The following is a 15,547-nucleotide window of genomic DNA, read 5'->3' on the forward strand; positions in this document are numbered from 1 at the left end:
ATACAATTATTACTTACAAAAAGGCAAACAAGCCTACCTCTAAGTGCCTAATCCTCTAACATTTGAGCTATTTTAGTGTACCCCATTCTTTTGGCATGGGTTAAAGCGCTCACTCCCTTAGAGTCCGGAATATTTTTATCCGCAGATGCATCTAATAGAATTTGAATAACATCCTGGTATGTTTTTGAACCATCTCCTAAGACAACTGCCTCCATTAGCGCTGTCCATCCTAGACGATTAACGTGGTTCACTGGGTACCCTGGCCAATTTGCTAAAAGCTTTACGGTTTCTATATGTCCTTTTTCACTTGCGGGAATTAAAGCAGAGCCATTATAGCGATTAAAGACATCAAACTTAGCCCCATTGTTTAAATACAGTTCTACTAACTGGGTTTGTCCACTAGCTCCAGCGTACAAAAATGCGCTATCCAAATTATTGCCCTGTAAGTTGACATCTGCTTTATAGTCTACTAATAGATTAGCCATAGCATTATCTTTATTTAAGGTTGCTATAAGTATTAATGGGTTATTGCTGGAATCTGTACTATTAACATTAGCCCCTTGTTCTAAAGCGAGTTTAACCTTATCTAACTGTCTGTTTTTTACTAAACCAACTATATCCATATCTACCGTATTTTCTATTGTTTCATTTTGACTTTGACAACTAGTACTTATGAAGACTAGTGTAAACAAAAAGAGTAATTTTCTCATAATACAATCGTTTTAAACTTTATTAATACACTACTTTTCCTTTGTGAATCAAGCTCTTTACAGGCGATATTCTAGATACTGCCTCTGCAGAACAGCTTGCATCTAAAAAGGCAATATTTGCCTGTGAACCTTTTTGCGGCCATTGTACTTGTCCTTTATCATCTAATGGAGTAATCCCCTGTGTAGCCAAAGCAAGATTCCTGGACAATCCAAATTCATCTACCTGATTGTAAAGGGCGCTAGCTAAATTGGCTTTTTGCAACACACTTCCCGTTCCCATGGTATTCCAATGATCCACTATACTATCATTTCCAGCGCTCACTCTTACTCCATGCTCTTTCAACAGTGGAATTGGCATAATTAGTTTACCCATTGGAATAGTAGACATAATACCAATATCATTAGCCGCTAAGCCTTGGGCCAGCTCCTTTTGTTTCTCTGGGGAGGCAACTGCTAAAGCAAAAGCATGACTTAGATAGGTTCTTCCTTTTAATTCAGGGTTTTTATCTACTTGGTCTATTAAATATTCAATGGTCTTAATTCCTGAATCGCCTGTTTCATGTAAGTGGATATCTATTCCCTTATTGTAATCTAAGGCCAATTGCAAAGTTGCATCCATGCTCTTTTGTAAATCCCCATCGATGCTTGTGGGATCAAGACCTCCAATAAAATCGATATCCATTTTTGCAGCTTCCACCATATAAGGCATGGAATCGGTATAAAACAATCCATGTTGGGGGAAGGCTACTAATTCACTTGAAAAAACATCTTTATTGTTCTCTAGTACCTCTTGTAAATTAGTCAAGGACTTTAATTTAGAAGTAGGCTCAATATTGACATGACTACGCGCAAAATAACTCCCCTTACTATGTAAAAGCTCGATTAAGCTTTGAGCATTATCTTTAGAGTGCTCTAGCATTTGTCCTAGGGTCTGCTGCTCTAAAGCAATCATTTGCTTTACACCTCCCTTTCTTGGGCGAACAGCTTGCCACTTCTGGCCATAGAATGTTTTATCTAAGTGAATATGCATATCCTTAAAAGCTGGTAGGGCCAATAAGCCGTTGGCATCTATACAATCTTCACTTGGGTTATTTTCTCTCACATTTACAATCTGATCCCCTTGTATATCTAAGGTAAATAGATCTGTCTTTGTAGCAATTACCTGATTGTCTTCATACTCAAATCCCGTCTCTAAACGGACGTTTTTTATACTATAGTTCTCTGAGGAGTTTTTTGTTTGTACTTGAGTCATCGTTTTGCTATTACTATTATTACCCTTAGCATATAATAGACCTGGTGCAAGAGAAATACTTGCCATACCCAAGATAGAATTTCTTAAAAAATCTTTACGTGATATATTATCTTTATTCATATAAGTGTTTTATTGAAATACAAAATTGCAAAATAAAGAAAGAAACCATCTTTAGAAATCCATCTGAAATTTGTAATTTTTATCTATTTATGCGAAAATCACTTGGGGACATAGAGGTGTGGTTTTTAAATACATGGGAGAAATAGGCCTGATCTATAAACCCCAGCTCCTGAGAAATCTCTTTAATAGATAGATCTGTATTCTCTAATAAACGCTTTGCTTGAAGCACCACCCTATTGGTTATTAAACTATTAGCAGATAACTTTAAATGTTTTTTACAAAGCACATTTAAATAATTAGCTGTAATATGCAGCTCTTTGGCATAAAAGCCAACATTTTTATGCTCTTTGTAAAACTTATCGATTAGCATGTTAAACTCCGCCAAACGGGTATTACTCTGATAGACTTTAAATTCCGAAAAGCATCCTTGGGCTTGTTTGCTTAATATAGCGGCAATTACCCCAGCTCTAGCCCTTATTATATCCAATAGGATATCCCTATTTTCTAGTTCATTTAAAATAGCCTCAAACTCATAATGCAATAAGTCATAAGTAGATGGGTCTAACTTTATTACGGGATTATTTTGATAATTGGTAAAGGAAAAACGAAAATAAGGAGCAAAACGCTCAAAGAAACTTCTCTCTACCATAAGCTGATAGGCTTTAGTACAGGCGTTTATCTCCCATTTGTGTAACTGATCAGGGAAAAGTACATGTATCTCTTTATCGCCAATGGTATAATCCACTGCATCGATGGTGTGCACTCCACTTCCTTTATCAAAGAGAATGATAACGAAAAAATCATGGCTATGGGCTTTTTTAATACTTCTTTGCCCATCTAAAGTATTGAAAATAACCTGTTGATTACCCGCCTTTTGCTCCGAGCGAAACGCTTGCATTTGAAGTAATTCTTTGGAGGTTAAATCCATATTGCCTTGTTTGTTATTCATTCTATAAAAGTTTTAAATAGTTTGCTTGTCATTTGGGGCTATAACAAAGTAAAAATACAAAAACCTTGTGAGAAACCACTCTGCAAACCAATACTCTTATAAGCATTGCTTTACAAGATAAACTCCTACCTAGTAGGATTACCGCCTAAAGTGTATAGAGTATTTTTTGTTCTAAAAATGAACCAACAAAAGAAGGTAAAAGTGACTAAAGTGCGAACATTTAACCAAATATTTTTTTATAACCCGCTTAATATGCTTAAATTTAAGCAAGTAACCAAAAACCATACAATCATGATACACACAGAAAAAACCTTGTCTCAAGTGATTAATATCTTAAAGAAAAGAGGATACACAGCGGACTTTAACTTACTGGAGGTACAAGAAAGGGATCAAAACAACCATGACCTAGGAGAAATTAAAGACTTAGTGATTGATAAGATCTACCGTTTTGCACCACAAAATGATGCCGATGATGAGTCCATCTTGTATGCTATTACCAATAGAAAAAATAGCGTTAAAGGTGTATTTGTAAATGGTTATGGTATTTCCTCTAGCGATAGAGCCTCTGCAATTGTAGATCAGATCACTGTTGAGATTATTGACCAAAAAGATGATTGGACAAAATAACATCCAAAGATTAAAGGTTGTCCCATTATCGCATAACTATATACCTTATTAGATAACTATGGCTAAGAATTTAAAAGACTTCCATGAAAAAGAAAGCGAATTTTCAGCAAAACTTCTCTTTGAAGGACAAAGTGGTAAAACCGTTAGTATTTACCTGCAAAAAGACGCTATTATAAAAGAACATACTACTGCTGTAAAGGCGCTACTTATTTGTGTGCAGGGTCATTTGGTTTACCATCAAAAGGACCAATCCCCTATATCTTTACAGCAAGGACAATATGTAAATATACCACAGGATGTACCCCATTGGGTAGAAGCACTTAAAGATAGTGAGGCCCTATTATTGAAATAACATAGACACCAATAAAATTTCTAATTTTAAAGCAAAAGCTAGTACTAAAAGTAAAGAGTACTAGCTTTTGTTTTTTGTAGTCAACCCATTATACAAGCAGGACTATTACTTATTAAAAAACCCCTTTTAAGCTAGGTTAATAACTCAAAGGGGCTTTTGACTATAAAAAAATGAATTCGTTTACTTATTTGAAAAACTAAATATTTACATTTTAGAATCTTTTCCTTTATTAAATATCCAATAGATAATAAATGGCGCTATAATAGTACCTATAAAACTACATATTAGAATAACCATATAGGTTTCTCCTTCGGCTTTACTCATAGAAGAAGGTATAGAGAATGCTGCTGAAATAGCCAATACAGACATAATTAAACCGGCTCCACCAAATAGTATTTTACCTATTTTCCCACCTGGAACAGCATAAGCTCTTGGCGCATCACTATGCCAGAAAACAACTACAAAATAGGCAATGAAAAATAAGATATAAGCACTTAAATAAATTAGCACCGTTAAAGAGATGGCAGTTTGGAAAGAAATGTTGGCACTTTTATCTCCAGATCCAAAAGTAAGTACTGCAGCCCAAATAGTAACAATAACACCTTGAATAATAAGGATAAAAGTAGGTACACCTTTACTATTTTTTTGAGCAAAACGAGCTGGAAGATAACCTTGCTCTGCTACATATTGTAATCCAGAAGTAGGTCCAACTACCCAAGAGGAAACTTGTCCAAAAATTCCAAAACAAATCAATAACCCAATCAGTATTACAGCCCATGAGTTTTTCCCTGGAGAAATTAATACTCTAAATGCATCAATCAACCCCTCGTTAGAGGAAATATCTCCAGTAAGTACCATAGCTACAATACTTCCACCAAGCGTACATAAAACAACTCCAACTACCACACATCCAAGCATGATCAAAGGATATGTTTTCTGGAAGTTCTTTAAACCTGTTGCATGTGGAGCAGAGGCCTCAATTCCCATATAAGTTAGAACAAAAGCCGTCATTGCAGCAATGTTTCCATCTTTTGGAATAAAAGGAACGCCTGTGAAATCGGTAGATATCGTATGCCCATTATTAAAGTAGATGATAGCCAAAATAGTCAAAGCACCAACTGGTAAAACAATTCCCAAAGAGAAGGCGTATTTGGCAATTTTTGCGGTGAAATCAGTACCTCTAAACTGTATAAATGTGGTACACCAAAATAATACCAATACTACAGAGAATTTAACCCAAGGTACTTCATTAATAACGGGTACATCCAAAATAGAGGCAAGTACTCCAATAATAAAATAAAACATAGTTACAAAACCTACCGTTATTTGGAACCACTGAAAAAATATTGCAGCAAATCCAACAGGAGCACCCAAAGGTTTACCTACCCAAGAGAAGATTCCTCCATCTGAATAACCTTTGACTGTTGCTAATTCCCCAGCACATAGAGCTACGGGCAAAAACCAAAAAAGTCCACAAACGATAAGGTAAAAAATTAATGTCTGCCCACTTTGAGCAAAAGTAGGATACTCATAAACGGTTAAAAATAAAGAAGCCGTCATTGCAAAGAATGCGAACTTCCCCATAGAACCAGGTACTGCTAAGGAGCTAGATGCTGCTGAAGCAGGTGCTGAGCTAGCACTTGAATTACTTGTTTCTGCCATTGCGTATAATTATAGTTAATAAAATGTTTCATCGTTATACCAAAAATACCTTAAGTAAATTCAAAGAGAGATTTGGTCATAGAGCACTTGTGAAATAATGGTTGAAGCTAAATAGTAAAAGAAAATAACCTTGAAAACAATCAAGGTTATTTTCTAACTCAACACTTAACCTTAAAAAATACATAATTTATAAAGAGCACAGCCCCTCATGACAATAACCAAATATAATAATTTTTAACATTCTTTTATACACAAAAGCCTATTATTTTTATAATTAATTCACAATACTAGATTTACATTAACAATATTAACTATACAATTTCTCAAAAAACGATAAAACCCCCACATATAGTAGTAAACCTACTACATGTGCGACTAAATCCAAAAGAGCAATCTTTAAACAAAGTAGTATGCCTTTAAAAATTTACTCAAAGTCATAGTACACAAACACACCGCCCCCTAGTTTATTTGACTACAAAGAATAAAAAAAGCTTCCAAAAACAAGCAAATGTTTCTGGAAGCTTTTTAATTAATAAACTACTTATTAATTACTAATTCCATTTTTTATTATAAATATAAAAAAGAATCAAGGGAGCTAGTAAAGTGATGGCAAAACAAACAAGTAGTAAACCAATATAAGTCTTTGCTTCAACTGGGGACATAGTGCTAGGAACAACAAAAGCACATACTAAAGCCACTAAAGATAATAATAACCCTATAGAAGCGATAGTTACTTTCCCAAACATTCCTCCTGGTACTTCATATGCCCTTGGGATATCCTTATGGCGAAATAACACCGCAAAATAGGATATAAAAAATATAATATAAGCGCTTAAATAAATTAACACGGTTAATGAAATCGCAGTTTCGAAGGACATATTACTTCCATTACCACTAGATCCAAAGGTTAAAATAGCAGCCCAAGCCGTAACAACTAAACCTTGAACAAATAAAATATAGGTAGGTACGCCATTCTTATTTTGTCTTTGGAATCGCTTAGGTAATAATCCCTTACTGGCCACATACTGCAAGCCTGCTGTTGGACTAACAATCCAAGAACACACCTGGCCTATGATACCAAAGCAAATTAAACCTCCTAATAGCATTACCATCCAAGACATTTCACCTGGAGATATAAGAGCGCTAAAAGCATCTATTAATCCCTCATTAGAAGAAATTGGTCCTACTAGTACCATAGAGACTATACTCCCTCCAATAGTGCTTAAACTAATTCCAACTACCACAAGGGCAATCATAATTAGTGGATAACTCTTTTTAAAGTTGTTTAAAGAAGTAGCATGTGGAGCAGAGGCCTCTACCCCCATATACGCAAGAACAAAGGCAGTAATAGCCGAGAAATCGCTCCATTTAGGAAGTAGATTACTCCTAGTAAAATCGGGAGACACTGGATGTCCTTTACCAATGTAGATAAATGCCAATACCAACATAACACCAACAGGTAAAATAATACCTATTGTAAAGGCGTACTTAGCAAAGCCAGCAGTAAAGCTTGTCCCTTTAAATTGCAATAAGGTAAAGAGCCAAAACATCCCAACTACCATGGAGAACTTTATCCATGGATTATCATTTAAAGCAGGAATATCAAAAATTGCCGATAGAGTACCTATAACAAAATAAAGCATCGTTACAAAACCTACCGTAACTTGGAACCACTGGAAAAACAAGGCTGCAAATCCAGCTTTTGTCCCTAGGGTATTACCTACCCAGGAGAAAATCCCTCCGCTTTGATCGCCTTTCAAAGTCGCCATCTCTGCTGAGCATAATGCCACTGGTAAAAACCAAAAGAGTCCACAAGTTACTAAAAAGAAAATCAGTGTTTTTCCACTTTGTGCGAAGGTAGGATATTCATAAACCGTTACGAACAAGGAAGCAGTCATGGCGAAAAAAGCAAACTTACTAATGTTCTTAACCCCAATTACCCTAATGGGTAAATTATTATTATTTGGCTTATCAATCATATGATTCTATGGATTATTTATAAAAATAAAAAATGTTAAAGCTCAGTGCAATACCATTCCAATATACTAAATTAAAGCGAATTACAATAAATTTTTGTTAAAAAAAAGTCCAAAACAATCTTATGTTTTGGACTTTTGAATTTTCATTAAACTTTTTGATACCCTAAAAGTATACGTCTATTCTAATACCCATCTTGCGAAGCTTGGGCTTGATCTTCTTTGGTTATTTCTTGAGTATGCTCATTAGCCTGTATTACTGTTGTATCTCCTTTATCATCATCTTGTAATAAACGACGGTTGGTCCAACAAGCTAAGATAAAATAAAAGATAGCTAATGCCCATATTTGAAAATACAATTCTTTTATTTCACTTAATTTAGCACCAAATTGAGACAAGGCCACAAAACCTTGCACCCCAAAGGTGGTTGGAACAAACTTAGCTAAAATAGCCAGCCAAGCTGGAAAGGAAATCGTTGGCCAAGAAAGCCCACATAAAGCTAAGCTTGGAATAGAGAATATGGTTATAGTCATAATAGCATCCTCTCTTCGTCTAAACCAATTGGTTAAAAACATACCTAAAAAGGTAATAGCTAAAATAATTGGAGTAGCGAAGACCATTATCTCCCATAAATTACCTCGTTGTGGAAATCGGTTAATATGCGTTACCACCAATAATTCAAATAATAATACAGCTGAGGAAAGGATTAAATAAGGTATTGCTCTTCCTAAGGTAAGGAAAATACTACCAAACCTTCTTCTAGCAAAACTAAAAGTAGAGGCAAAAATACCCTTCTCCCTTAAAGTTCCATATAAAATTCCTTGCCCTGTTAATTGAAGAGTTTGAATAGCAATAATAAATACTACTGGTAAAACAAAAGTTCCATAACCATCAGCAATATTAAAAAGTGGAATTGCATTTACATCAAATGGCCTACGGGTGGCAACTGCCTGTGATTCAGGAATACCACTACTCATCATTTTACTTAATTCAAGCCCCCCTCCATAGGTTTGTACAACGGTCATAATGGTGGCTAAACTCTCTTTATAATATAAAATATTGGCTGTATCCAAATAACTTACAACAGTAGGAATATTTCCATTTTGAATATCTCTTGTAAATCCTTTTTCTATAACAACAATCGCCCTTACCTTTTCTTGATTAAAAAGCTGTCGTGCTTCTACTAAAGAAGTACTTTGAGCATGAACTTCTAATTCTTGAGAAGCATCTAACATTCTAGTTACTTGCCTACTCATAGAAGTCTGATCGTTATCAACCACTGCAATCGGGAGGTTGACAAAAATCTCATTGGTATAAATATAGGAATACAAAAGAGAAACCGCCATAATAGCAAGTATATAAATACTATATACAGCAAAATCTCTAAAAATTAACTTTGTTTCAACTATAGCTGCAGTTATCACTGAAGCCCAGTTTTCTATTATTCTTTTAATAAGCATTATAACCTCCTCTTTGTAATTTTTTTACGTAAAATGGTATTCCAATCATACCAAAACAAGTAAAGATAGCAAAAGCTATAGCATAATTATATTGATTGGAATCAAACATAATTCCCCTTAGAGAATAATCTACAATAAACCTCATGTACGAGGTAAAAGGAAAGATGTAATTAATAGCCTGGATAAAACCACTCATACCATTTGCTGGGAAAGTATAACCTGCGAAAGAGAAAGCTAAAGCAGCGTAATCCGCCCCTACTTCCATTCCAAGCCTTAAACTATTCATAGTGGAAGCCAAGAAAAAGGCCATAGACTGAATAGCTATCACAAAACTTATAAAAATAAGATTTACTACCAAGAAATTACCATTTAAGGTTACTTCAATACCATAGTATAATAACAAATTCATTAAAAAACCAAGAATAGAAAATATAATGGTATAAGGCAACAAAGTTCCAAGCATTGCCACAACTGCATTGCCATTTGCTTTATCCAATAACTCTTTACCTCTTTGGTATTTTAAAGTTCTTCCAATTGCATATACACTTACAATCATGATTATGATTTGAAAAGCCATAGGCATAAAGGACAAATTCAGGTAAATAGCATAACTGGTATAGGGATTAAATAAAATATGAAAATTTGTATTTATGGGATTAACCATGGCCATGGCTTGATCAGGAGTTAATCCTCCTTGCTCTAAAGTTTGAATTCTAGCCCCAGCTGCAAACATCATTCCAAGGGTCTGAAATTTTTCCATGATCAAACCTCCAGGTAAAATATACTCCCCGTTATAATAACAAGTTACACTTGTATAATCATTCTTTTGTATCTTCTTTTGAAAATCTTTAGGTATAATTACAAAAGCATATGCATCTCCTTTTCTCACTAGTTTTTCCCCTGCCAATTCATCATTTACCTCCTCTAGTATAGTTAAGGTAGAGGTAGATTCAATCATCATTTTAAATTGGCGGGAAAGCTGACTCTTATCACTATCTAGTACAACTATAGGTAAATTGGAAGGTACACCTTGATTAAATAAAGAGGCATAAAAAATAAAAAGAAATAAAGGTACCCCAAAGGTTAATAAAACTAACCTAGGAGTTTTAAAGAGCCTATAAATTTCATCTTTAAAAATTGCTAAAAATCCTTTTTTCACTATAGTATCCTTTTACTTCAAATTTTTTTGATCCACTAAAGCGCTCATCCCCGGGCGTAAACCTTCAACTTTAGTTGTAGGATAAGCTTTAATTAGAAAAGTCTTCATATCAAAGTCTCCTAGTGTTTTAGTAGCACTCCATGTAGCATAATCTCCTTGAGCTGCAATATAACGCACCTCTAACATAACCTCTTGATTACCCAATCCAGGAATAATAGCAGGTAATTGTGTATGCATTTTAAAATGTGGCATCAAATCCTCTCTTACATTAAAAAACACCCATACATCATCTAAATCTACTAAATTCACAAGAGGATAACCAGAGTTAACAATCTCTCCAGCATTTGGCATAATAGTAAGTACTTGACCATCACGAGGAGCCTTAACTTGTCCTTCTGACTTATAAAGATCCGCTTCTTTTACTGCCCCTTGTGTTTGTTGAACAATTGCTAATGCAGCTTGTTTATCTTCCTCTCTAGCACCTTCTTTAACCATAGTATAATTGGATAAAGCTACTTTCTCCATCTCCATGGAAGCTTTATACTGTGCATAAGCTTCGTCCCTTTTTTGAGCTGGAATAACTTTTTCATCATATAAATTTTGTACTCTATCGTAAGTACTTTTTGCTAAATCCATACCAGTTTTAGCTTGTTGCCACATATTATAAGCTGCCTGTACCTCTTCTTTTCTAGCTCCAGCCTTTACTTTGTTATCTACCGCTTGAGCAGCTCTTTCCAAAGCCTCGGCCTGAGATAACTGAGCATCAATTTCTGGTGTACCAATTTGCATTAAGATATCTCCCTTTTTTACATCTTGCCCTTCGATAACGAAAATCTCATCCACTCTTCCAGGAATTTTTGAAGCTACATTAATTTGAGTTGCATCTACTTGACCTTGCATATAAGACTGATCCGGAGCTGCCATATACCATAAAGTAACACCTAAAACTACTCCTATTATTAGTATACCGATTAATGCATTTATAATATTATTTTTCATTGTCTTGAATTTAATTTGTGTATTGTAAAAAGTTCTTACTCATTCCAGCTAATTCTAATAAAGCAGCTAATTCTACTGCATATTGAAAATGAGACTCAAGGGTTAAAAGTTGTACTACAGATAAAGCAACTTCAGCGTCTACTACATCGGAAGATGTAGCAAATCCTTCTGCAAAGGCTCTTGTTCTAACGCGTACAAACTCTTGGGCTAAATCTAACTGTACTTTAAGGTTAGTGATTTGCTCTTGTTGCTTTTCTAAATCTTGGTATAATTTAGCTACAAGCATTCTAACATCACTAATAGCCTTTGTTTGCAAGTATTCTACTCCTTCAACAGTTGCTTTAGCAGCTTTTATTTCGTTTTTAGTTTTGAATCCTTCAAATAAAGAGTAACTCACCCCTACACCAATGGTCCAAGGTTTATTGTTATTATATAAAATGTCTAAACCGCTTATTGGATTATTATGTGCTAAAATAGTCTGACCAAAAGCAACAACAGTGGGTAGCCTACCACTTCTTGCTACTTTAACCCCTTGTTGAGCTAACTGTTTTTCTAATTCAATTTTTTGAAGTAAAGGATAGTTCTCTTGAGCAGCATTACGGTAGAACTCCATTGTCTCAAGGTTATCTACTTGAAAAAATTCACTAGATAAATCTTCTTCTACACTATCTACCTCTAGAGTATTAGCTAAAGCAATACGAGCCAAGCTAGCATCTTTTATACCTGCTTCCAATTCTCTATTAGCCTCGGAAACGGCAACCTCAGCTACTAATTTCTCTACAGGAGCAATCATTCCATGTGCTTCTAATTTTGTAGCATCTGAAAGGTGTTTTTCCATAGCTTTAAGCACTTGTCTTTTCACCTGCACAGCTTGCTCGGCTAGCTTAACCATAAAGTAACGTTCAGCTAGTTCGGTTACTAAAGCACTTTGCACATTGTCTAATTCGGTTGCCGCAATTTCACTTTGGATTTTCTCTGCATCAATAGCTGCGTTTATTTTACCACCCGTATAAAGTGGCATTGTAGCTAAAAAGCCTCCTAAAACCATATCGCGTTTATTGAAATCCATTTTCCAATCCCCTAGCGCATTAGCATCTGGAATTTGGATAAAATCTGCTACGCCATTGCGAAGCCCATTTAAATTGATTCCTAAAGAACGGTCCGTCCAAAGGCCCATACCATAAGCTTTGATACTTGGATAGCGCAAACCTTTAACGGCTTTTTCCTTAAAACTTTGTACTTGCTCCATTTTCTCCGAAGCCTTCAAACTACTATTATCCTTATTCATTTGCTGATAAGCCTGTGAAAAGGTCATACTTTGGCTATAGGCAGTACTCGAGAAAAACAAACAAGTAGCCCCTATTATTGTGAATAAAAGGTAGCTCCTTAACTCTAAAATTTTCATTAAATTAAATTCTTGTTTATAGTTTCAAATATAAGTACTTTTTAACAATTAAACTCTATTAAATTCCAGTATTTTTAACTTATCGTTACCATAATTAATGTAAAAAGCACCATTATTAGTGGTGCTTTTTATATTTTTTAAACTTCATTATAGTACAAATAATCCCTTAACTATTTAACTTTAAACAGCCAACGAATCCCCACTAGTATTCGAGTTTCGTTTTTAGTAGGTAAACTTTCATACTCATTTTTGAACTCCGTTGCCGTATAAGAATAAGCAGTGTGAAAACGCAAGTCTTTCAATAGCTCACTAGTAAATGGATAAAACTCCACTACAGCTTCCCCTCCTTTTACGTTATAAGCTTGGGCATTTAACTCTTTATCAAAACGTTGGCTATACACACCTTTGATAAATGGACGCCATTTTCCAAAATTATATTCGAATTTGGCAGATACTGCTTGATCTTCTACTAAACGCAACTCATTAGGAGCTATAGAAACAATAGAATTATAATCCATTTGTCTATCTCCTATATAGTAATCTAATTCGGTTGTGAATTTCCCAACGTTTATTTGATTACCAACGGTAAACCAATTGTAGAACTGACTATCTGTATGCTCAAAAAGTCCATATCCCCAACGCGTTTTATAGACTCCATCAAAAAGACTTCCTACCCATAAAACATTATATGCTAAAGTTTTATCCTCGTCCTTTTTATCAGAGAATTCACTATATGGAGAGTTGATAATTTGAGCGTTGAACACTTGATTCTTCCATTGATAGGATACATTAACCCCTACAGCCGAAGAAGTTAAGTCATTGTAAATAGTAGTTGGAGTATATACATCAGCAGAGTTGTAATTATACTCAAAGGTTCCAAACTGAATGGATTGCATCCCTACTTTAACATTCCAATTCGGGGCAAAATCAAAACTAATCCAAGCCTGATCTGTAGCCGAAGATAATCCATCGCGGTTATCTGGTGATTGGTCTTTATTTAAACGCTGGCGAAGGCGATAATGTACCTTAGGTGTAATATCCCCAACAAAGAGCACCTTTAATATATCGGCATGAAACCCTTTATTATCATTTTTACCATTATCTAAGATATAGCGAAAATCATAACGAGTATCTAGCATAATATTTAGCATCTCATCGTCCCACTGCAGTTTTTTATTTAAATCTTCGTCTTCCCTATGTTGAGCATATCCTGCTGTGGAAAGACAGATAAAAGCAACAAAAAATATTATTTTTCTCATAGGCCTAGTTTAAAATTTGCAATTAAAAAGCCAAGCTATTTTAAAAACAACTTGGCTTTTATGTTTACATTAATTCATTACAATAACAAACTTCTTCCTAGTGGTGGAAACTTGATCCTTCATCAGAAGTTAAGGGAACCGAAATTGGATGCTTCTCAAAATATTCGATACAACGTTTAAGATCACTTAAAAGTAAATCCGCCATATCCCTTGAGAATCCATGACGTACTAAAACACGTTGAACCACCATATCCTCACAGTCACTTGGTAAGCTATAAGAAGCAACTTGCCAACCGCGTGAACGCATACGATCAGTTAAATCAAAGAGAGAAAACCCTGGGTTTACACCTTTTTTCATTACCCAACATGCACCAGGAACACCTCCTTTTCCATCGTAAATGATATCAAAAAGTCCTATTTTAGCGATTTCTTGTGCAATATATTGTCCGTGATCAGCACAAGCTTGCTGAATTTTTCTATATCCTTCATGTCCGTGTGTTAAAAAATTATGGTATTGAGCCATAATTTGCCCACCTGGACGAGAGAAGTTAAGTGCAAAAGTTGGCATATTCCCTCCTAAGTAGTTTACATTGAAAATTAAATCTTCTGGAAGATCTGATTTTTCACGCCAAATAACCCATCCAATACCAATAGGCGAAAGTCCAAATTTATGACCTGAAGTATTAATAGACTTGACTCTTGGAAGTCTAAAGTCCCATACTAAGTCCCTATGAATAAAAGGCGCTAAGAAACCTCCCGAAGCTCCATCCACGTGCATTGGGATATCTAAACCTGTATCTTTTTGTAACTTATCTAAGCAATCATGGATAAGCTTAACATCCTCATATTGTAAAGTAAAAGTAACTCCTAAAGTAGGTACTACCCCAATAGTATTTTCATCCACTCTTTTTAAAACCTCCTCTGGAGTCATTAAAAGTCTTCCGTGCTCCATTGGAATCTGGCGAATTTCCACATCAAAATAACGTGCGAATTTTTCCCAACACACCTGCACTGGACCAGTGACAATATTTGGTTTGTCCGTTGGTTTACCAGCTTTTTTCATTTTTTCTCTCCACTTCCATTTCAAAGCTAATCCTCCAAGCATAGCTGCTTCTGAAGATCCTGTGGTAGAACAACCAATAGTTTCAGATGCCTCTGGAGAATTCCATAAATCTGCCAAAATATGTACGCAACGCTCTTCAATTTCAGCAGTTTGAGGGTATTCATCTTTATCAATAGCATTCTTATTGATACATTTATCCATGAGAATATGCAAATCCTCACTTACATCTGTCTGACAAAATGTACTAAGATTTTGTTTTGCATTTCCATCTAATAACATTTCATCTAAAATTAAATCGCGAACTGTAGCAGAATCATTTGATTTTTCATTCAATTTGTACTTTGCAAGTCCTTTTAGGGAAATCTCTTGAGAATATTCATCCGAATATTGTCCATCTTTTCCGCCAGGGTTAACAACGTGTAATGCCATAATTTTTTATTTTTTGTGTTAATTTACATACCTAATCAAGACCTAAATCTTAATTACAATACAATATAAAACTTTTTAACATAATTTCAAGATTAAATTACAACTATTTTAGATATTTTTTACTC

Annotated in this window: 13 protein-coding genes; 2 read left to right on the top strand and 11 right to left on the bottom strand. The window is 34.9% G+C overall.

Annotation, left to right across the window (positions count from 1 at the left end; all coding sequences use genetic code 11):
- Nucleotides 1-47 precede the first annotated feature (47 nt).
- The 3 genes from ACYSNM_RS07950 to ACYSNM_RS07960 form a co-directional block, all read right to left on the bottom strand.
- Nucleotides 48-710 (bottom strand): ankyrin repeat domain-containing protein, encoded by a 663-nt coding sequence (locus tag ACYSNM_RS07950; RefSeq protein ID WP_461756404.1) that lies wholly within the window; start codon nucleotides 708-710, stop codon nucleotides 48-50.
- A 22-nt stretch (nucleotides 711-732) separates the two neighbouring features.
- Nucleotides 733-2,082, bottom strand: a complete 1,350-nt coding sequence (locus ACYSNM_RS07955) for an amidohydrolase (protein WP_461756405.1) — start codon at nucleotides 2,080-2,082, stop codon at nucleotides 733-735.
- Between the two features lie 79 nt (nucleotides 2,083-2,161).
- Entirely contained in the window at nucleotides 2,162-3,031 is an 870-nt protein-coding gene (locus tag ACYSNM_RS07960) for a helix-turn-helix domain-containing protein (RefSeq protein ID WP_461756406.1), read from the bottom strand.
- A 291-nt stretch (nucleotides 3,032-3,322) separates the two neighbouring features.
- On the opposite strand from ACYSNM_RS07960, the gene ACYSNM_RS07965 reads away from it, so the two are divergent.
- Nucleotides 3,323-3,658, top strand: a complete 336-nt coding sequence (locus ACYSNM_RS07965; RefSeq protein ID WP_461756407.1) for a hypothetical protein — start codon at nucleotides 3,323-3,325, stop codon at nucleotides 3,656-3,658.
- Between the two features lie 58 nt (nucleotides 3,659-3,716).
- Nucleotides 3,717-4,010, top strand: coding sequence for a cupin domain-containing protein (locus ACYSNM_RS07970; protein ID WP_461756408.1), 294 nt, complete (start codon nucleotides 3,717-3,719; stop codon nucleotides 4,008-4,010).
- A 204-nt stretch (nucleotides 4,011-4,214) separates the two neighbouring features.
- Here the strand turns inward: ACYSNM_RS07970 and ACYSNM_RS07975 are convergent, their stop codons facing one another.
- From ACYSNM_RS07975 to ACYSNM_RS08010, 8 genes are all read right to left on the bottom strand, one after another.
- Complete coding sequence (locus ACYSNM_RS07975; RefSeq protein ID WP_461756409.1) at nucleotides 4,215-5,672, bottom strand: amino acid permease; 1,458 nt, start codon at nucleotides 5,670-5,672, stop codon at nucleotides 4,215-4,217.
- Between the two features lie 551 nt (nucleotides 5,673-6,223).
- Complete coding sequence (locus ACYSNM_RS07980; RefSeq protein WP_461756410.1) at nucleotides 6,224-7,651, bottom strand: amino acid permease; 1,428 nt, start codon at nucleotides 7,649-7,651, stop codon at nucleotides 6,224-6,226.
- A 182-nt stretch (nucleotides 7,652-7,833) separates the two neighbouring features.
- Complete coding sequence (locus tag ACYSNM_RS07985; protein ID WP_461756411.1) at nucleotides 7,834-9,108, bottom strand: ABC transporter permease; 1,275 nt, start codon at nucleotides 9,106-9,108, stop codon at nucleotides 7,834-7,836.
- Nucleotides 9,098-10,267 (bottom strand): ABC transporter permease, encoded by a 1,170-nt coding sequence (locus ACYSNM_RS07990; RefSeq protein ID WP_461756412.1) that lies wholly within the window; start codon nucleotides 10,265-10,267, stop codon nucleotides 9,098-9,100. The genes ACYSNM_RS07985 and ACYSNM_RS07990 overlap by 11 nt, the downstream gene beginning before the upstream one ends.
- Before the next feature lie 12 nt (nucleotides 10,268-10,279).
- The gene (locus ACYSNM_RS07995) at nucleotides 10,280-11,266 is read right to left on the bottom strand and encodes an HlyD family secretion protein (protein ID WP_461756413.1); all 987 of its coding nucleotides are present in this window, start codon (nucleotides 11,264-11,266) and stop codon (nucleotides 10,280-10,282) included.
- A gap of 10 nt (nucleotides 11,267-11,276) precedes the next feature.
- Nucleotides 11,277-12,671 (bottom strand): TolC family protein, encoded by a 1,395-nt coding sequence (locus ACYSNM_RS08000; RefSeq protein ID WP_461756414.1) that lies wholly within the window; start codon nucleotides 12,669-12,671, stop codon nucleotides 11,277-11,279.
- A 170-nt stretch (nucleotides 12,672-12,841) separates the two neighbouring features.
- Nucleotides 12,842-13,930 (bottom strand): porin, encoded by a 1,089-nt coding sequence (locus ACYSNM_RS08005; protein WP_461756415.1) that lies wholly within the window; start codon nucleotides 13,928-13,930, stop codon nucleotides 12,842-12,844.
- Between the two features lie 97 nt (nucleotides 13,931-14,027).
- Nucleotides 14,028-15,422 (bottom strand): glutamate decarboxylase, encoded by a 1,395-nt coding sequence (locus ACYSNM_RS08010; protein WP_461756416.1) that lies wholly within the window; start codon nucleotides 15,420-15,422, stop codon nucleotides 14,028-14,030.
- Nucleotides 15,423-15,547 lie beyond the last annotated feature (125 nt).

The sequence above is a fragment of the Myroides sp. LJL116 genome (assembly GCF_054871685.1).